Origin of the sequence: Klebsiella sp. JB_Kp004, assembly GCF_040065795.1 — a bacterium.
In the GTDB taxonomy this organism is placed as follows: domain Bacteria; phylum Pseudomonadota; class Gammaproteobacteria; order Enterobacterales; family Enterobacteriaceae; genus Klebsiella; species Klebsiella quasipneumoniae.
The window spans coordinates 265,741-283,068 of the sequence record NZ_JBEAKW010000001.1; the positions used below are offsets into that span (position 1 = coordinate 265,741).

18 protein-coding genes are annotated in these 17,328 nt (G+C 54.8%); 9 read left to right on the plus strand and 9 right to left on the minus strand.

Annotation, left to right across the window (positions count from 1 at the left end; genetic code table 11):
- The first annotated feature begins 87 nt into the window (after window positions 1–87).
- Entirely contained in the window at window positions 88–1,263 is a 1,176-nt protein-coding gene (locus tag ABLX76_RS01270) for a CynX/NimT family MFS transporter (RefSeq protein WP_072096660.1), read from the plus strand.
- Between the two features lie 31 nt (window positions 1,264–1,294).
- On the opposite strand, the gene ABLX76_RS01275 is transcribed toward ABLX76_RS01270, so the two are convergent.
- Window positions 1,295–1,987, minus strand: coding sequence for a CTP synthase (locus tag ABLX76_RS01275; RefSeq protein ID WP_348873799.1), 693 nt, complete (start codon window positions 1,985–1,987; stop codon window positions 1,295–1,297).
- A gap of 145 nt (window positions 1,988–2,132) precedes the next feature.
- Here ABLX76_RS01275 and ABLX76_RS01280 point away from each other — a divergent pair, with 145 nt between their 5' ends.
- Together ABLX76_RS01280 and ABLX76_RS01285 are read left to right on the plus strand one after the other, a co-directional pair.
- Window positions 2,133–2,642, plus strand: coding sequence for a DUF523 domain-containing protein (locus tag ABLX76_RS01280; protein WP_348873801.1), 510 nt, complete (start codon window positions 2,133–2,135; stop codon window positions 2,640–2,642).
- Window positions 2,643–2,646: 4 nt separating this feature from the next.
- On the plus strand, window positions 2,647–2,985 hold the full coding sequence (locus tag ABLX76_RS01285; RefSeq protein WP_348873884.1) for a DUF488 family protein: 339 nt from the start codon (window positions 2,647–2,649) through the stop codon (window positions 2,983–2,985).
- Here the strand turns inward: ABLX76_RS01285 and ABLX76_RS01290 are convergent.
- The 3 genes from ABLX76_RS01290 to ABLX76_RS01300 form a co-directional block, all read right to left on the minus strand.
- Window positions 2,975–3,214 carry a DUF333 domain-containing protein gene (locus ABLX76_RS01290; protein ID WP_023289245.1) on the minus strand — a complete coding sequence of 80 codons (240 nt, stop codon included), beginning with the start codon at window positions 3,212–3,214 and terminating at the stop codon, window positions 2,975–2,977. The two genes, ABLX76_RS01285 and ABLX76_RS01290, sit on opposite strands and share 11 nt — an antisense overlap.
- A 265-nt stretch (window positions 3,215–3,479) precedes the next feature.
- On the minus strand, window positions 3,480–3,731 hold the full coding sequence (locus ABLX76_RS01295) for an ogr/Delta-like zinc finger family protein (RefSeq protein ID WP_004213128.1): 252 nt from the start codon (window positions 3,729–3,731) through the stop codon (window positions 3,480–3,482).
- A 43-nt stretch (window positions 3,732–3,774) separates the two neighbouring features.
- Window positions 3,775–4,914: a phage late control D family protein gene (locus ABLX76_RS01300; RefSeq protein ID WP_348873803.1), complete on the minus strand. Its 1,140-nt coding sequence runs from the start codon at window positions 4,912–4,914 to the stop codon at window positions 3,775–3,777.
- 154 nt (window positions 4,915–5,068) lie between these two features.
- Here ABLX76_RS01300 and ABLX76_RS01305 point away from each other — a divergent pair, with 154 nt between their 5' ends.
- Genes ABLX76_RS01305 through ABLX76_RS01330 form a run of 6 tightly spaced genes read left to right on the plus strand, consistent with a single transcriptional unit; the run spans window position 5,069 to window position 10,746 of the window.
- Complete coding sequence (locus ABLX76_RS01305) at window positions 5,069–6,241, plus strand: phage tail sheath family protein (RefSeq protein ID WP_154911320.1); 1,173 nt, start codon at window positions 5,069–5,071, stop codon at window positions 6,239–6,241.
- On the plus strand, window positions 6,241–6,756 hold the full coding sequence (locus tag ABLX76_RS01310; RefSeq protein ID WP_255064379.1) for a phage major tail tube protein: 516 nt from the start codon (window positions 6,241–6,243) through the stop codon (window positions 6,754–6,756). Before ABLX76_RS01305 ends, ABLX76_RS01310 begins: the two co-directional genes overlap by 1 nt.
- Window positions 6,757–6,801: 45 nt before the next feature.
- The gene (locus ABLX76_RS01315) at window positions 6,802–7,119 is read left to right on the plus strand and encodes a phage tail assembly protein (RefSeq protein ID WP_255064378.1); all 318 of its coding nucleotides are present in this window, start codon (window positions 6,802–6,804) and stop codon (window positions 7,117–7,119) included.
- The gene (locus tag ABLX76_RS01320) at window positions 7,119–7,277 is read left to right on the plus strand and encodes a GpE family phage tail protein (RefSeq protein WP_032440702.1); all 159 of its coding nucleotides are present in this window, start codon (window positions 7,119–7,121) and stop codon (window positions 7,275–7,277) included. Before ABLX76_RS01315 ends, ABLX76_RS01320 begins: the two co-directional genes overlap by 1 nt.
- Window positions 7,264–10,239 carry a phage tail tape measure protein gene (locus tag ABLX76_RS01325; protein ID WP_348873806.1) on the plus strand — a complete coding sequence of 992 codons (2,976 nt, stop codon included), beginning with the start codon at window positions 7,264–7,266 and terminating at the stop codon, window positions 10,237–10,239. The genes ABLX76_RS01320 and ABLX76_RS01325 overlap by 14 nt, the downstream gene beginning before the upstream one ends.
- 15 nt (window positions 10,240–10,254) lie before the next feature.
- Window positions 10,255–10,746, plus strand: coding sequence for a phage tail protein (locus ABLX76_RS01330; RefSeq protein ID WP_110228391.1), 492 nt, complete (start codon window positions 10,255–10,257; stop codon window positions 10,744–10,746).
- A gap of 150 nt (window positions 10,747–10,896) precedes the next feature.
- On the opposite strand, the gene ABLX76_RS01335 is transcribed toward ABLX76_RS01330, so the two are convergent.
- From ABLX76_RS01335 to ABLX76_RS01355, 5 genes are all read right to left on the minus strand, one after another.
- The gene (locus ABLX76_RS01335) at window positions 10,897–11,823 is read right to left on the minus strand and encodes a hypothetical protein (RefSeq protein WP_004131582.1); all 927 of its coding nucleotides are present in this window, start codon (window positions 11,821–11,823) and stop codon (window positions 10,897–10,899) included.
- A gap of 258 nt (window positions 11,824–12,081) precedes the next feature.
- Window positions 12,082–13,179: a phage tail protein gene (locus ABLX76_RS01340; RefSeq protein ID WP_110228390.1), complete on the minus strand. Its 1,098-nt coding sequence runs from the start codon at window positions 13,177–13,179 to the stop codon at window positions 12,082–12,084.
- Window positions 13,179–13,391, minus strand: a complete 213-nt coding sequence (locus ABLX76_RS01345) for a hypothetical protein (RefSeq protein ID WP_096833709.1) — start codon at window positions 13,389–13,391, stop codon at window positions 13,179–13,181. Before ABLX76_RS01345 ends, ABLX76_RS01340 begins: the two co-directional genes overlap by 1 nt.
- Window positions 13,388–16,414 (minus strand): phage tail protein I, encoded by a 3,027-nt coding sequence (locus ABLX76_RS01350; RefSeq protein WP_348873809.1) that lies wholly within the window; start codon window positions 16,412–16,414, stop codon window positions 13,388–13,390. Before ABLX76_RS01350 ends, ABLX76_RS01345 begins: the two co-directional genes overlap by 4 nt.
- Window positions 16,404–17,327, minus strand: a complete 924-nt coding sequence (locus ABLX76_RS01355; protein WP_064147614.1) for a baseplate J/gp47 family protein — start codon at window positions 17,325–17,327, stop codon at window positions 16,404–16,406. Before ABLX76_RS01355 ends, ABLX76_RS01350 begins: the two co-directional genes overlap by 11 nt.
- Between the last annotated feature and the right edge of the window lies 1 nt (window position 17,328).

Genomic DNA, 17,328 nt, shown 5'->3' on the forward strand with positions numbered 1-17,328 from the left:
ATCTGTCATTTTAGCTTGATTTAAACAGGGGGCAAAGTCGCTATCGTAACCCCCCTCGTTAGTTACCTTGAGAATGATATGTCTTCTGTGATCTCCTCCACCGGCCGCCGCCCCGCGCTGCTGATTGCCGGTATCCTGCTCATCGCCACCACCCTGCGCGTGGTCTTTACCGGCGCGGCGCCGCTGCTGGACGCGATTCGTAGCGACTATGGCCTGACCACCGCGCAGACCGGGCTGCTCACCACCCTGCCGCTGCTGGCCTTTGGCCTTGTCTCGCCGCTGGCGGCTGGGGTTGCCCGCCGATTCGGCATGGAGCGCAGCCTGCTACTGGCGATGCTGCTGATCTGCGCCGGCATTGCCCTGCGCTCCCTGCCCTCCGCTGCATGGCTGTTTATCGGCACGGCGGTGATCGGCTGCGGCATTGCGCTGGGTAACGTGCTGCTGCCCGGGCTGATTAAACGGGATTTCTCGCAGCATGTCGCCCGGATGACCGGCGCCTATTCCCTGACGATGGGCGGCGCGGCGGCGCTTGGCTCGGCGCTGGTGGTCCCCGTGGCGATGGCCGGATTCGGCTGGCGCGGGGCGCTGCTGCTGCTGATGATCTTCCCGCTGCTGGCGCTCGTCAGCTGGCTGCCGCAGTCCCGGCGTCAAGCGGAGGCGCCGCTGACCGGCTCAGGCGCCATGCATAACCGGGGGATCTGGCGGTCGGCGCTGGCCTGGCAGGTGACGCTGTTCCTCGGCATCAACTCGCTGGTCTATTACGTGATTATCGGCTGGCTGCCGTCGATTCTGCAGAGTATGGGCTATAGCGAAGCGCAGGCCGGCTCGCTGCATGGCCTGCTGCAGCTGGCGACCGCCGCGCCCGGTTTGGCGATACCGTTGATCCTGCATCGGCTGCGCGACCAGCGTGGGATCGCGGTGCTGGTCGCCCTGATGTGCGCCATCAGCGCCGCCGGGCTGTGGCTGCTGCCAGGGCTGGCCATCGGCTGGACGCTGCTGTTCGGCTTTGGCTCCGGGGCCACGATGATCCTCGGCCTGACGTTTATCGGCCTGCGCGCCAGCTCGGCGCACCAGGCCGCGGCGCTGTCGGGGATGGCGCAGAGCGTCGGCTATCTGCTGGCCGCCTGCGGACCGCCGCTGATGGGTAGGATCCACGATGCCAATGGCGACTGGCATATTCCGCTGCTGGCGGTGGCGCTGATTTCGCTGGTGATGGCGGTCTGCGGCGCCCTCGCCGGGCGCGACCGGGAGATTCATCCCTGAAAATGACCGGCAGCGCCCGCTGCCGGTAGGGTTATTGTGCCGCGGCGCGCAGCAACGCCTGCACCAGCGGCGCAGGACGCCCGTCCAGCGCATGACGTTCATGTTGAAACAAGGTGGCGACAAAAAACGGGTGCGTCACCAGCTCGACGGCGCGGATCTCGCCCTCTTCATCCCAGCCGGTGACGCGCAGATCGCCCTGCTCCAGCTCCGCGGCAAACGCGCTGTCCACCCCGTAGCGGCAGTGGTAGCCCTCTTCAATGCTCTCCCGACCATAGGCGCGGGCAATCAGCGTATTCGCCCGCAGCTCGACGACGGCAGTAGTCTCCACCAGCGAGCAGTTGAGGGGAGCGATCACCATCCGCCCTTCGCTGTCGGTTTCCGCATGACCGGCGTCCTGCCAGCCGAGCACGTTACGGGCGTATTCAATCACCGCATGCTGAAAGCCGCCGCAGGTGCCGAGGAAAGGAATGCTGTTTTCACGGGCATAGCGGATAGCGGCAAACGCGCCTTCCGGGTGACGATACGGGCTGCCGGGAACGACCCAGACGGCATCGTACTCCGCCAGCGCGTCGCCGGAGGCGATCGACGGGGTGGCGAGCCAGTCATATTTCACCGGCTGATCCAGCACGGCGGCAGCATCGTCTATCGCCAGGGGAATGGCCTGATGGGCAACAATATCGGGGTGATAATCGCCGACGAGGGCGAGGCGTAAAGGGGTTTTCATAGCAGGTTCCTTATGTCTGGACGAGACGAGCAGCACAAGGCACGTCAGGATAGCGATCCCCTCCGCGGAACACAATCCTTATTTTCACCCCCCCGCCGTGGCCGGCGGGTGAGGTATACTGGATCAAGCGCAAAAGGGAGAGAGGATGAAAAGTAAGCTTTTGGTCAGCGCCTGCCTGCTGGGATTCCAGGTGCGATATAACGGTAGCGAGAAAGCGCAGCTGGCGGCGACGCTGTCCCGCTGGCAGCAGGCGGATCGTCTGGTGATCCACTGCCCGGAGCTGGCGGCCGGTCTGCCGACGCCCCGCCTGCCGGCGGAGATCCTCGGCGGCGCCGGCGGCGATGTGCTTGCCGGACGGGCGCGGATCGTGGAAAGCGACGGCCGCGACGTCACGGGACATTATCAGCTGGCCGCCTGGCTGGCGCTCAGCGCCGCCCGGGAAGCAGGATGTCAGGCGGCATTACTCACCGACGGCAGCCCCACATGCGGCAGTCAGTTTATCTATGACGGTTCCTTTCGCGGGCGGCGCAAAGCGGGCGCCGGCGTGGCCGCCGACCTGCTGCGCGCTCACGGCATCACGGTATTTTCCGACGGGCAGATCCCGCAGTTGCTCGCCTGGATGGCACAGAGGGAGCAGGATGATGATTCAATGTAAACGGGTGTACGATCCACAGGAAAGCAGCGACGGCTATCGGGTGCTGGTCGACCGTCTCTGGCCGCGGGGGATTAAAAAAGAGGCGCTGGCCTGCGATGAGTGGTGTAAAGAGTTAACGCCGTCCGCTGAGCTGCGGAAAGCCTTTCACGGCGAGGCGATCGATTTCGGCCACTTCAGCCAGCGCTATCGTCAGGAGCTCGACGCCCATCGCGAAACGGGCCTGCGGCTGGCGGCGCTGGCGCAGCGCCAGCCGCTGACGCTGCTGTACGCCGCGAAGAACACCGAGCAGAATCATGCCCGGGTGCTGGCCGCCTGGCTGGCGGCCCTGCCGGTTACGATTTAGCCGGATGGTCCCGGCGCCATAGCGCCCACTCATCGAGGGTTTCGCCGCTGGGCAGCTTGCACTGGGTGCTGACGCCCTGCGGCGTTTGCACCGGCACCCGGGTGCCGCCGGATTGCTGGCAGTAGACCGACGCGGGATTGGCCATGCCGATGGTTTTCGTCGGCGCGGTGGGCTGCGGCTGGGCGCAGCCGGCCAGCGCCAGGGGCAAAATAGCCAGTAACTTTTTCATCTTTTCTCCCTTTCTTCAATTCCCGGGGATTTTAGCCTGAATCTCCACGTTTTCTCCATCTTGCCTGCACTTTTCCCCCGTAGATTAACCCTTGTTCTCGAACTGACCAGAGAACAGATCATTCCATAATCAATGAGTTTTTCCCCGTCGCCCCCGACGGGGCTTTTTTTTGGGATTTAATAAATTGAAATAAAAGGATTTATTTCAAAAGTGTCCACATATCGACCACATTGACAAGAATAGCCCCCTTTCCAGGGGGCTATTTTTATACTGCAAGACTAAGTTGACTGTTCCCGTAATGAGAAGCAGGGAAAGCGTCGCCGGGGATAAATCCTGGCGGCAAAGGATCTGCGCTGGTTGAGCGCTTTGTTACTCTGCGCTCTACGGTGTTAAGTGTCGTGAATGACTCGCTGCATTCAAGATTCTGGCATTGATGGTATTGCCGGATTGTGAACTCGCTTAACCGGCGGCTGGTGCGGGTGCGGGCGTTTGCGCCGCAGTAGGGACAAACAAACATGATGATCTCCCATAGGGAGTTGAACTCACGGCTATTATGGCCGCTACTGTTCAGTTTCTGCAATCCAGTCGCTTATTTTCGCCTCAAGCTCCATTTTCGTGGTAAATCCGTTATCACCGATCACATGTTCCGCTCTGGCAATGATCCAATCCTGATTATCGATTTCAGGCTTAAAGCCCGACACGGTCAGATGCATACCCGGGTATAAATCGGCGCGGCCGCGCGCCAGGGTTATCGAAAACTGCGCCGCGCCTTTCTGGAGCTGTATCCATTTTGCCGCAGCTGCGCGCCTGGCCGCCGTTTCGTTCTGATAGGTTTTACGCAAAACATACACGTTACCTTCAGCGCCTTCCATGTAATTCCCCTCCGGGCGGCTGCTTTTCTCCTCAGCCTTTTTTCTGGCAGTATTTGTCTTACGCTTGGTGACCTTGACCGGTTTTTTCTTGCCGAAATTAAGATCCAGCCAGTACGCCCGCACGCCGGTGTAAGCATCGCGATCGGCAATGCGGAACCTGTGGCGATCTCCACTGGCGCGGGTTATCTCAGCCGATGGCAGCGCCCTACCAGATGCACTGACGCCGCCCCCAGGCAGGATAAACAGCAGACAGCCATTTTTCACGGTGGCAATGGCCCCCAACATCTCCGCCATGCGCGTTAAAAACGACATGTCACTCTCTTCGGTCTGATCCGCATGGTCGATCTCAATGTCGATCAGGGCCTCGCTAATCATCGGCTTCAGGTCATAGCGCCGGGCTATGGCCGATACCACCCGCTCTACCGTCACATCATGCCAGGACACCTCCCGCCTGACGTTCATCTCTTCGCGAAAATCAGCGCTGTGCGCGGTGATGTCGATAACATCCGGCGGCCCGCTATGCCCCACCTCGTCAACGGTGTAGAGACCTTTGTAGATCAACGCCTCACCCAGCCAGCCGATGGACACCGCCAGCTCCGCACCACGTGGGGGTAAATCTGTTACCCCGTCAGAATCATCTACTGACAGGGTTAGCTGGTCAGCATCAAAACCGTTGTTATCTGTAACAGATAGCGAGGTGATGCGGTCGGCCAGTTCGGTCAGGGCAACCCCACCCAGCGTGATACTAAAATCCGGTGTCTTTACGACCTCACTTAATTTTTCTACATACGCTTCGGCTGCTGTTGTCAGCGTGTCTACTATCGACATAACTCCCCCGTTTTTTGCTGATGATTCCATGCCCGCGCGCGGGGCTGAATCCCTTTTTGTTGTCAGCGAACGGGCAGACCGGTAACCAGGCGACGCCAGCAGACTTAACGTTGAATATTGCCCTGAACTCAAAGAGCAACATGATGGTGAACTTATGTCTGAAACTCGTTTTCACGGCGTCCGCTCTCGCGAAAATACCGACCTACAGCAGGCAATCAATGACATTGATTCCAGCGTGATCGGCATTGTTGCGGTTGCTGATGACGCCGATCCGGAAACTTTCCCGCTCAATACGCCGGTTCTGCTGACACGGGTGCGTAACGTCCTCGGCAAGGCAGGTAAAACCGGGTCACTTTACAAAGCCCTCAAAGCAATTTCCGATCAGTGCAGCCCGCGCGTTGTGATTGTCCGGGTGAAAGAGGCTTCCGGTAACGGCGACAGCCAGTCCCAGGCCATTATTGGCGGAACAGATGGCGACAGCTATACGGGAATGTATGCCCTGCTGACGGCGGAGGCCAAAACCGGCTATCGCCCGCGCATCCTGGCGGTGCCGGACTACGACACTGCGGAAGTGACGTCACAGCTTTGCGTGATTGCCCAAAATCTGCGGGCTTTTGTTTATGCCGGTTGTAACGGCTGCGCGACCATGGCGGAGGCTATTGCTTATCGCAAAACCTTCGCTTACCGCGAGCTTATGCTTATCTGGCCTGACTTTATCGCTTACAACCCCCTGACGGATGATAACGAAACGTTTCCCGCCCCGGCTTACGCCTGCGGCCTGCGCGCAGCTATCGATAACAGCCAGGGCTGGCACAAATCGCTGTCGAATGTTGTGGTGAATAACGTTCTCGGTATTTCGAAGGATGTTTTCTGGGCATTACAGGCAGAAGACAGCGACGCGAACGAGCTTAACAACAACGAAATCACGACGCTTATCAAGCGTGACGGTTTCCGCTTCTGGGGCAACCGCACCACGGATACCGAAACCTACACTTTCGAGGTGTTCACCCGTACCGCGCAGATCCTGGCGGACAGTATCGCGGAGGCGCAATTTACCTCTGTTGACAGCCCCCTCACTCCGGCCAACGTGAAAGATGTGGTAAGCGGCATCCGCTCTGCTCTCAGCAAAAAAGTCACTGCCGGCCAGCTTATCGGCGCTGACTGCTGGTATGACACGCTGGACAACGGCACCACGGATTTGCGCCAGGGAAAACTGATTGTGCGCTATAGCTACAGCCCGGTCCCGCCGCTTGAAGATCTGACGCTATACCAGACCTTTACTGATGATTTTTACGAACCGGCGTTCGCGTCGCTCGGGGGTGAATAATGGCTGTTCCTCACAAACTGCGGCTTTTTAGCTGCTTCGTTAACGGCGATAACTATCTGGGAAAGGTGACCTCCTTCACTCGCCCCAAACTCTCACGAAAGGTAGAGGACTATCAGGGCGGTGGCATGTTGGGTGCGGTCGGGGTTGACCTCGGCCTTGAGGCTGGCGCGCTGGATTCCACGATTGTATTTGGTGGTGTCATCAAAGCGCTGTTTCTCGAATATGGAGCGGGAATTGACGACACGCGACTGCGCTTTGCGGGTGAGTATTACACCGACGGCGAGAGCCAACTGGTTGAGGTGGAGCTACGCGGGCGATTTACTGAGCTTGATGGCGGGGATTCTAAGCAAGGGGAAGATACGGAGGAAAGCTACACCTTCAAAGCTACCTACTACAAGCTCTCCATTGATGATCTGCCCATTATCGAAATCGACCTGCTGAATTTCATCTACAAAAAAAACGGTCAGAACATGTTCCCGGACCGCATCACCTCCGCCCTTGGCATGGGCAATTAATAACCTTTCAGAGGGTGGCAAAGATGCCGCCCGGAGATTTTAAACATGGCTAAAAAAACCAAAAACCTTTTCACGCTGATGCAGCCGGTTGTTCGCAAAGACAGTGAGATCAGTCAGGTGGAAATCACCGGTGCCATCAGTCAGGCCGGATCATTGCGCGGCCTGAATCTTATCCGCGTTGCCAACATGGATGCAGACTCAATTGCCACGCTGTTGACGCGAGTCACTGCGCCTGCACTGACACAAAAAGAAATCAACGAAATGCACACTCTGGACTTTATCGGGCTGGCAGAGCTTCTGGTCCCTTTCTTGAATCCGCCGGAGCCTGGAGCGTCGAACGTGGCGGAGACGGAGAGCGAGTAATCACCGTCGCGTTTGACCAGATCGACGATCTGGTTGCTGATATTGCCGTTATTTTTAACTGGCCGCCCTCTGAAGTTTTCGGCATGGATCTTGGCGAGGTGATAGCCTGGCGCAAGCGGGCGGCGCTTCGAAGTGGTGCCAGTGATGAAGAGTCTTGATATACGCGTTGCTTTCAGCGCGATCGACAGATTTACCCGCCCCGTTAATGCTGCCCGCCAGAGTGCGGGCAGCCTTTCCGACTCCCTCAGAAAAACACAATCTGCCCTGAAAGGACTCGATAAGAGCAGTGCCACTTTTCAGCGAATGACCGCGGCCGTCGGCAAAACCGACCGTTCCATCTCACGTGCCCGTGCCCGCTTTGATGGCTTGTCAGAAGCGCAACGTAAAAACGGAACGCTGACGGAAAAACAGCAAATACTGATGTCCCGATTGGGGGAGCGGCTTGATCGGCTGACCGCAAAACGCGTGACGGAAGTGGCCCGCCTCCGTGAGAGTGCATCAGCCCTGCGCCAGCATGGCGTCATGCTTTCCGGTAGTAGCGCCACCATCGGTAACGCTATACGCCGCACAGAACAATATAACCAATCCCTTGAACGGGAAAAACGGCAACTTGCTGCGGTCACTCAGGCTCGTAAACGTTACGAGGGCGCACAGCAGATGGCCGGGAAGTTGCGCTCTGGCGGTGCCATAGCATTAGGTACAGCAACCGCTGCCGGGTACGGCGCCGGACGCTTCCTGTCGCCTGCGGTTGGTTTTGATGAGGAAATGTCAAACGTCCAGGCGCTGACGCGGCTCGATAAAAGCGATTCGCAGCTGGCCGCCTTGCGCACTCAGGCAAAAAAACTCGGTGCTGAAACCGCCTTCACCACACGTGACGCCGCCAGCGGCCAAGCCTTTCTGGCAATGGCGGGCTTCACGCCAGATGCTATCCGTGCCGCACTGCCCGGCGTGCTCAATATGGCACTAGCGGGCAGTATGGAATTGGGTGAAACGGCAGACATCGGCTCAAATATTCTTTCACAGTTCGCCCTCGACGCCGGGGAAATGGACCGCGTCAGCGATGTGCTGACAGGTACATTTACCCGTACCAACACCACGCTTAGCAGCCTCGGCGAGACAATGAAAGTTGTCGGGCCGGTAGCCGCGGGACTTGGGATAAGCCTGGAAGAAGCCGCAGCTATGACCGGCACGCTGGCGCGCGTGGGTATTCGCGGTAGCGAGGCCGGTACGGCAATGCGTCGCTCCCTCTCCCGCCTGGCCTCCCCCACTACGGCAGCCAAAAAAGCACTCAAAGAGCTGGGAGTGGAAACTGCCGACGCAAGCGGAAAGATGCGACGTCCGTTCGATATTCTTCTCGATCTACAAAAACGCGTTTCCCGCTTTGGCGAGGTGGATCAGGTTTCATTTTTCAAAGATATCGCCGGAGAAGAGGGTTTTACGAGCCTCCAGTCTTTGGTCAACGGCGCAGGTGATGGCTACCTCCAGTCACTCTATGAACAAATTGCAGAAGCACATAAAAATCAGGAGGCCTTCGCCGTCGCTAACAAGAAGAAAGACAACCTGGGCGGCGATTTGAAGGAGCTGGACAGCGCGTGGGAGGCGTTCCGCATTTCTGTGGCTGAGACAGTAGACGGCCCATTGCGCAGGCTGACACAGGGGCTTAGCCGGGTTATTGGCACTGTTCAAAGCTGGGTAGAAGAAAACCCCAGACTTTCACAAACGTTGTTACTCGCCGGTGGTACTGCACTGGCATTAACCGCAGTAATTGGCGGTATGTCATTAGCTGCTGGTCTACTTTTAGGGCCGCTTGCAAAGCTCAGGCTGGGGTTTGCGCTGCTGTCCGGCGGGAGCGGCATCGGAGGTACGGTATCAGCGTTCCGCATATTGAGTGCTGTGGGCGGCAGTTCACTGGCAAAAATCAGCGGATGGCGTGCCTTACTCGGCGGTCTGGCTGGACGCGCCAGCGTATTAACCAGGTTGATGGTAACCCTGCGCGGCGCGTTACTTGGCGCCTTTTCCTTTCCGGGGACGGCGATAAGCGCCCTGTCAAAAGGCGTTGGCGGGCTGGCGCTGCGGCTAACCGGGCTCCCTGCTCTGCTCGGTATTGTGAAAGGTGGAATTACGACACTGGGCGGCGGATTATCAATGCTCTTGAGCCCAATCGGTTTAGTGGGTGCTGCGTTTTTAGCTGCTGGGGTACTGATCTGGAAATACTGGGGACCAATTAAGGCCTTCTTTAGCGGTTTTTTTACAGGCGTCATCCAGGGGTTAGCGCCTGTTTATAACGCATTTTCCAGGCTGGCGCCCGTTTTCGGGGTCATTGGGGATGGCGTCAAAAACGTCTGGAACTGGTTTAAAAAAGTATTATTGCCCATTGAGGAGAGTCGCGAGGCGCTAAACAAATGCGCCAGCGCCGGGCATACCTTTGGAGAGGTACTGGGGACTGCACTTAGCGTACTGCTTTGGCCGCTTCAGAAGTTAATGGAAGGCGTTGGCTGGTTACTGGAGAAGCTCGATCTCATCCCCGATGGCATTGAAAGAGCCAGGCTGGAAGCAGCAAGACTCAGGGCTATTCCGGTCATGTGGGAATGGGATGAGAAATCCGGACGCATGGTTAAAAGGGAGTGGCAATGGTCATCTGAAAAGCCTGCAAGCAAAGGCAGCGCCCCGCCGCCCAATGTGCTCGGGGGCAACACTGGAACAGAGCGGCGGCTGGGCCAAATCGCGGATAACACCAAAGGCCTTTTAGATGAGGAAAAGCGCAAACGTATCGGGCCGGGTGACATTGTATTTAAAAATCTCCTTCCAGCCCTTGCAGTACGTGGTGAATGGCAGGAGTCGAAGCTTGTCCGCCAGTCTGTTAGCGCTCACCCGGTTATTGCCGCTGGCGAACCAGTGATAAAACAGACGCAAGCATGGCAACCGGTACGCAGAAATCAAAGCGCCTACACGGCGGCTGCGGCTTCAGGTGGTAGTTTTTCCGGTGAAATTCACGTCCATCTGCACGGCATTCAGAGCAGCAATCCGCGCGAACTGGCGCGACTTGTTGGCGAAGCGGTCCGCGCAGAAATTGATAAACAGCAACGCGCTGCCCGGAGTTCGTTCCGGGATAACGATTAATTAGGGGTAATAACTATGATGATGGTATTCGGGCTCTTTGTATTTGAACTCAGGACACTGCCCTATCAGCAATTACAGTTATCTCGTAACTGGCGCCACGTAAAGAATGACCGTGTGGGCCGTAGTGCAAAATGGCAGTACGTTGGCGCAGGTGAGAACCAGCTGACGCTAGGTGGATTGCTGTATCCTGAAATCACTGGCGGCAACCTGTCGCTGGGTGCTGTCTCGGCAATGGCCTACACCGGGCTAGCCTGGCCGCTGATCGATGGCGTCGGGTCCATTTACGGGATGTATGTCATCACGGGTTTGCAGGAGACGCATCAGGAGTTTGATCGCTACGGCAAGGCAAAAAAGATAGAGTTCACACTCTCGTTGCAGCGCGTCGATGAAGATATCCGGGAACGGCTGCAAAGCACCTCTGCCAGCGATCTGTTGGCAACACTAAAACAAGGTGCAGAGACTGCATTAAATACAGCTCAGGAGACACTCGGCGATATGACTTCCTGAGCTGCAACACAGTCATCAATGAAGATACTGCTATTAGCTTAGATTTGTCCTGACATATCTATCGCCCAGAGCCAAACCTAATTTGACAGGAAGCTCTGCACCTGAAGCTGCTATTACTGAGGCCTGCCTAATGTAAAAACCATTCACAAATTAATAGTTTTCCAATGAAAATTTTTCAAAACCATAATGGTCGAGAATATTGTTTAATAAATTTATGATTTCAACTCTAAATTCATTCATTTTTCTTTCAGTGACATTATCACTTATGATTAACCATTCATTCTGCTGCGTGATTTTTCCTGCACGTACCTCCTGTGTTGTGTAATCTCTTAAATATTGAATTTTCTTCTTCAATTCTTTATATTCAGGAGGTAAGCTTTTCCTTTCAGGGATGCGTACCTGCTTTTGTACATGCCCCTCTCTGTTTACAAGATTACCTGTAGTTAATGCTTGTTGAATAGCCTCAAGCGACTGCAAAAATTTGTCTATACTGTTTTCAAAACAGAATTTCGTATGAAAGGCCGGTCGATCAAAAGCAGAATAGAGCATATCGCAAAACAATTCTTCAACACTATATGCATCACGAAACTTAACAATATCGTAATAATAACTTGCTTCTATCTTTGGATTTTCACTTAACCATTCACAATATTCATCCCAGAACCAAATACTTACTTCAAAAGTATAAATGTTAGAGTCATTTATAGAGTCAATGTAATTCTGAAGCACCTTATCCCGCATTCCAGTAATTGCAATAATATAACGATCAACTTTTTTTCCTGAGTCAATGAACTCTCTTATTTCATCATCGATTTCTTGAATTGAAAGAGAACTAGCAGGTGTTTCCTTTGAAGCTGTAGTTTTCCACACTCTTTTTTTACACTGGACTACAACTCTTTGACCATTATAGGTATTATCACGGCCAGATATATCAATTCCTCCCTGAGCCTGCCCAGCTCTTCCATGCCGATGAGTGTTTGGATCTTTCCATAGCTCACGGCATAATTCGCATGTCAGTCTTTCAAAGTCCTGCCAGTAGGCGGGGATTGGATAATCCATCATTATATTTCTTGCCATTTTTATCTCCCAAACATTACATGAAAACTATTTGATTTTTGCTTTGTGACACTAACATATTTGTCTATACCCGTTTACAATTTTCTGAGTTAGTAAGGCAAAAGAACCTTCACTGATTAATGATGTCGTAAGGTCTGGTTCTCGCTCGTAGCAGACTATCAAATTTGATTGTGTACTGAAGGTGAAACTGTCAGGTCAAGTTTGAGCCAATACACTTACTCGATACCGGCAACCACGGTCATTCTTGACCGTGTCTTTTTATGCTATACGTTTCCACAGGCAGAGGGTGACATATTCGTTTGTCACATCGATCGCATCGTTTGCGGTTTCTCGTTCGCCCGCCGCGTCGCTATAGGTTCCTGCTGTCATATTGAGCGGCCCGCTCTTCTGGTTGTCCGTGCCATGTGTCGTGGTCGGATCCCAGGTCTCACCGGGTGATCTGTCACCCGATTTGTGCCAGTGTGGCGGGAGGTTGCTGGCTGCAATTTTTACCTTATTGCTGCCACCTGTCGCACCGTGCCCGGAACCAATGCGCACTACCCTGTCGGCAAAGGTATCGCTTAAACTCTCCCACGTCTGCCACGGGAAGCGCTCAGCCGGGCTTTTTTCACCAGGGATAATGATTCCAGGATAAAGAATGGCATCGACGATATCTTTAAACCCCTCACCGTCACAGTTCATCCCCAGATTCTCGCGCGCATTTTCAACGTCGGTTAAATCAGATAGGTTACTCTCTTTTTGCAGTGCGCCGGTAATGCGTGAGTCATCCCCCGCAGCTACCGTTCCCGCCTCGGTGCCTACATTCCGTGTCGCTGAGTTCCCCAGCCCCAGATTCTCCCGGGCCTCTTCGGTATCGTTTAAATCAGCAAGATTTTGTGCTCGCCGCAGATAGCGTTTATCACCCGTTTCCTGCGTGAGTGTGGCAAGCGCCGGATTGATAACCAGCTTCACATTTGAGCTGTGCGTCAGCGTCAACACCAGCGTCAGAATGATCTCTTTGATAATGGAATCAGATTGCGCCGGGAGGTATGTCGCCGGATATGTGCCGTAAGCGATGAGCGTACCCTTAGCGCTGACCAGCCCCGCTTCTCTGAGCGTTTTACCCGGATAATCCTGGCAGTTGATAACGATCTGACCGCTGATAAATCCCTCATAGCTTGAATCAGAGTCAAAGGTTTCACGGCCAAACTGTCCAAAAAGCGCCGTCACCGCCGCCAGGTCATCGGGATCGGTCGGCAATGTCACGCCGCCACCATCGCCGATCAGCACGGCGGTAATATCGACCACTTCCCCCGCCTGATATGCGGCCTCTATTTCGGCGGCGCCCGCCGTGGTTAGTGTCAGTCCCGTGGCCATTATGCCTCCTCGCTTTTTATTTCTGGCTCTATGCCGTACACGCTTGCAAGTCGATCATAAAAATCATCACTCACGGTCTTGCGGTCAGCATCGATATCGCCTTCATCAAGATAAATCACGCCAGCGCTCTGAAGCCGGTTCAGGTGCTCAAGGAAAAACGCATCTGTCTGGCAAAAGTCGATCAGGCTTTTTAATTGATTAAATGTTTTCATAATTTATTCGTTATCCAGTTGCCGGGTAAATCGTCGTAATCGTCCAGGCCCGCACAGGCATAAAACGCGTAATAGTGCGCGGTGACGTTCGGCACTTTGCCCATAAATACCAAGCCTTTGCCGGCCAGTAATGCGCAGCTCCTGAATATTGCCGTTGTGGTGACAATCTCCGGGTAACTCGCAAGATTAAATATCGTGTTAACGTCGCTGCGTAATGACGCGCAGCCGTCAAACAGATAACCCACCGTCGTTACCGCCGTGGTGTTGAGTAATCCCGCCCCGACGACTTCCAGCGCACTACATTCCGAAAAGACATTCGTGAATACCGTGGCACTTATGCTGGCGGCAAAAAGACCGGCTGGCACTGAGCGCAGGTTTTTACAGCCCCTGAAAGTCTGGCCGTAAGAGGTCACCAGCGGGTTACCGCTGAACAGGTTTTCCGGTATTTCCTCCACGCCGGTATTCTGGAACGTGGCGCCAAACGAGGTAATAAGCGAGCAGGACGCGAACAGCGTCGGCGGAATATTTACCAGTGAGGTGCAACCGTAGAACGTCGATCCGGCGCCGGACAGCAGAATGTTGTTTTTCAGCAAATCGCCGGGCAATGCCGCCAGTGAGGTACAACCCGAGAATGTCAGTGTTAACGAAGTGAGATTGATGCAACCATCAAGCAGGCCGGACGGTAGCGCGATCAGTGCGCTGCAATCACGGAATGTCGATCCCATACCTTTCAGAGATACCATGTCAATGAACAGTTCTTTTGGCAGTCCAACCAACGCAGAGCACTTGTCGAACAAGAAATCGACGGCTGTCACTTTGGCGCAACCGGCAAACATATCTCCCGCGAGAGAAACCAGAGCGCGGCAACCTGAAAACGTATAGCCCAGGCTAGTTAACGCGCTACATCCCCGAAATGCGCCGTTCCCCACAGAAACCAGCGAAGTACAGTTTACAAAAGCGTATGTGAATGTCGTTACCAGCGCTTTCTCAGCAAAAGCATCAGCATCAATTTTCGTGAGCGATCCACAGTTAGCAAAAGCGTATGAGAAAGTGGTGACTTTCGCGCAGTCAGCAAAGGACGGGAGCGCCGTCAGGCTGCTGCAACCATAGAATGTACTGGCAAAGGTTGTCACCTCTCCGCAGCCGCTGAAAATATCTTTCGCTACAGTTTCAAGAGAGCGGCAGCTGTAAAATGCAGACGCGAATGTCTGCGCCAGGCTGCACCCGGCAAATAAACCCGCGCCGACCGTTTTCAGTGAACTGCAACCAGAAAAGACCGTGCCGAAATAGGTCACTTTCGACAGACCAGCAAACAGGCCTGCAGGAACAGAAAGAAGCTGCGAACAGCCAGTGAATGCACCGCCAAAATGATTCGCTTCAGAACATGTTTTAAACAGGTTGGCGGGAATTGCCGTCAGTGCCGTACAATTCTGGAATACGCCGGTGAATGCGCCGCCCGGAATATCCGCAAACATATCAGCAGGCAAGGCAAGAAGATTTTTACACCCCCTGAAGCTATAAGAGAATGCCCTTGCTGAACCGCATCCTGTAAATATTCCCGTGCCGATATTTGCAAGCATTGAGCAACCATCAAACGCGTAACTGAAATTCACCGCAGATACACAGCTGTGGAACAGATTATTGCCGATACTGTTCAGGCCGGTGCAGCCTGCAAATACCGATGAGAAGTCGATCGCATCAGGCTGGTTTGCAAATAGCTCCGATGGAACCTCAGTAAGCGATGTACACCCTCTGAATGCGTCTGAAAAATCCTCTATCTTCATGCGAGCAAACAACGATGCCGGGATACCTGTAAGCGACGAGCAGTTGGTAAAAATATTTTTGCAGTTATTCACGTTTGGCAAATCGTCAAATGCTCCGGGACGAATAGACATTAATCCGCTGGTATCCAAAGCGAACCCTGAAAGATGACCTCTTTCCCCTGTAACACTAATCAATTCCACAACAGGGTTCAGTTTCGAAGAATAGTTAGATAAACGGCTGCGCAGACAGGCGGTTTCCGTGTTCTTAACCGTGATGGTGTATTCCTTTCCCTGTACTAATTCACGTGTAGGAATAACCCAACCTGAAGCTTCACTGGCGGGATCGAAACGGTAGTCCCGGCTGTCAATGCCGTCGCCATAGTCAACCGTGAAACCCTCGTCCATATGAGCAAAGAATATTGGCCTGGTTGCACTGTCGATGCGGGTAATGAACTTCATTACCGCGACCACTTTTATGCTGATCACCGCACTGACGCCATTAGTCGTCGTAACGGTGACCGAACAGGTACCTCGCTTCATGCCCGTAACCAGAATATCGCCGTTTACTATCCGGGCGGTCGCGATTGTTTGATCCGATGTAGTTACCGTAAAGGTTTTATCTTCCGCGTATTCGGGGAGAATTGTCACCGTGACCGTTTCCGCGTCCCCGGGGGCCAGATTCAGCTCGTAGCGGGATAAAACCACCTGCAACGGGACAAAGCGCGGCGTGATTTTCTCCGTGGCGTACATGTAACCGGCCGCATACGAGGTTCCCTGAAGTCGGCCAAATACATGAACGGAAAACCAGCTGCGCAGATTCCTGGCGCGCAGCACCGCCAGTTTTAGATCCTGCTGGTCGTATTCTGTCACCGGCAAATCGTTCTGATACACGTTCAGGCGAAAGGTATACGGATCCCCTTTCGGGTTCTGATTGAACCATTCAACAATATCCGTCCCGAAAGGACTGTCCACCAGGGCATGACGGACGGCGGCGACCGTACCACGATGGCGGTGGATGTAGTGGGCGCGCTTGATCGCATCGCGTTTCTTTTGTTCTGACCAGTTAATATTCCAGGTATCAACCTGATATTCCCACGCCAGCCACGGCAGCAGCGCCAGCGGGCAACTGTCCGGATCTTTAACCCAACGGATCAGATATACCGGCAACCTCTCCAGTGCGGCGGCGCTGGCCCTGTCTATGGCCCGCTCCACGGCGGTGGCGTTGGGTGGCAGAATGCTGGCGGGATAATTAGCGGTCATAGTCCATCACCACAAGATTGATTTTCACAGAGGTGCAATGAGGCGCTTCGCCCATCGTCGCAACGACGTCGGCGGCCGGTGAATGCAAATCGACGGTAACAACGCCGTCCTGATGCAGCGCCCCGTCTATGCCCGACCGTGCAGCGGTGGCGTTGAGAAGATGAACAGAGGCGGTGTATTCGTTCAGTGCTGCGGTGGCTTTTTCCAGCACCGTGGCGGTGTCCACGCCGTAAGGGACGTAAATGTCAGCAACCACCTGATAATTCACAATCACAGCGGAGCGGACATAATCAGCAACATAATCCGTAATCGGACGCACGTCTTCCGGGTTTACCGCTGACAGGACTTTATCAAGCAGCGCCTGCGGGGCAGTCCCATCTCCGGTACGTGACAGCACGTAGAGAAAAACGCGTCCTTCCTGGTTATGGGTTTCAGGGCCATAGGCGCGCACATCGAGCACATCCGCATCCGCACCTCGCGCAAAATAGTGATAGGCATTTCTGGCGCCCGCCGTGCTCAGGCGAGCCCATGAGAGCAGCGTGCGGCCGCGCAGCTCTTCGTCGCTTTCATATACTGCGTCAGCCTCGTCGGTGGCTTCGGTAATCAGCAGGCGTTCAGTGTCAAAATTTCCAGCGACCTGATCGAGATCCGCCCCCAGGGCGCTCGAAAGCAGCACTGCGCGCACGGCTTCATTGATACGTTGAAGCAGATGGATCTCGCGATAGGTGAAGGCCTGGGCCAGTGCCGCCATCGGTTCAGATTCCAGCAGCAGCGCAGCAGACACAGAAGTCTGAAGTTCCACAGGCATGGCCGCCACGATAAGCGCCCGGATATCAGCCAGCGCCGTTTCAAAATCCGGCACCTCGACGATATCAGGTTGTGGGATCTGAGATAAATCGACGGACGTTTGCACG

Excerpts from the sequence above, each read along its gene's own strand:
- ABLX76_RS01335 (WP_004131582.1), bottom strand. The coding sequence starts at position 11,823 with ATGGCAAGAAATATAATGATGGATTATCCAATCCCCGCCTACTGGCAG.
- ABLX76_RS01310 (WP_255064379.1), top strand. The coding sequence starts at position 6,241 with ATGGCTGTTCCTCACAAACTGCGGCTTTTTAGCTGCTTCGTTAACGGC.
- ABLX76_RS01345 (WP_096833709.1), bottom strand. The coding sequence starts at position 13,391 with ATGAAAACATTTAATCAATTAAAAAGCCTGATCGACTTTTGCCAGACA.
- ABLX76_RS01295 (WP_004213128.1), bottom strand. The coding sequence starts at position 3,731 with ATGTTTGTTTGTCCCTACTGCGGCGCAAACGCCCGCACCCGCACCAGC.
- ABLX76_RS01330 (WP_110228391.1), top strand. The coding sequence starts at position 10,255 with ATGATGATGGTATTCGGGCTCTTTGTATTTGAACTCAGGACACTGCCC.
- ABLX76_RS01275 (WP_348873799.1), bottom strand. The coding sequence starts at position 1,987 with ATGAAAACCCCTTTACGCCTCGCCCTCGTCGGCGATTATCACCCCGAT.
- ABLX76_RS01290 (WP_023289245.1), bottom strand. The coding sequence starts at position 3,214 with ATGAAAAAGTTACTGGCTATTTTGCCCCTGGCGCTGGCCGGCTGCGCC.
- ABLX76_RS01315 (WP_255064378.1), top strand. The coding sequence starts at position 6,802 with ATGGCTAAAAAAACCAAAAACCTTTTCACGCTGATGCAGCCGGTTGTT.
- ABLX76_RS01340 (WP_110228390.1), bottom strand. The coding sequence starts at position 13,179 with ATGGCCACGGGACTGACACTAACCACGGCGGGCGCCGCCGAAATAGAG.
- ABLX76_RS01280 (WP_348873801.1), top strand. The coding sequence starts at position 2,133 with ATGAAAAGTAAGCTTTTGGTCAGCGCCTGCCTGCTGGGATTCCAGGTG.
- ABLX76_RS01300 (WP_348873803.1), bottom strand. The coding sequence starts at position 4,914 with ATGTCGATAGTAGACACGCTGACAACAGCAGCCGAAGCGTATGTAGAA.
- ABLX76_RS01350 (WP_348873809.1), bottom strand. The coding sequence starts at position 16,414 with ATGACCGCTAATTATCCCGCCAGCATTCTGCCACCCAACGCCACCGCC.
- ABLX76_RS01305 (WP_154911320.1), top strand. The coding sequence starts at position 5,069 with ATGTCTGAAACTCGTTTTCACGGCGTCCGCTCTCGCGAAAATACCGAC.
- ABLX76_RS01325 (WP_348873806.1), top strand. The coding sequence starts at position 7,264 with ATGAAGAGTCTTGATATACGCGTTGCTTTCAGCGCGATCGACAGATTT.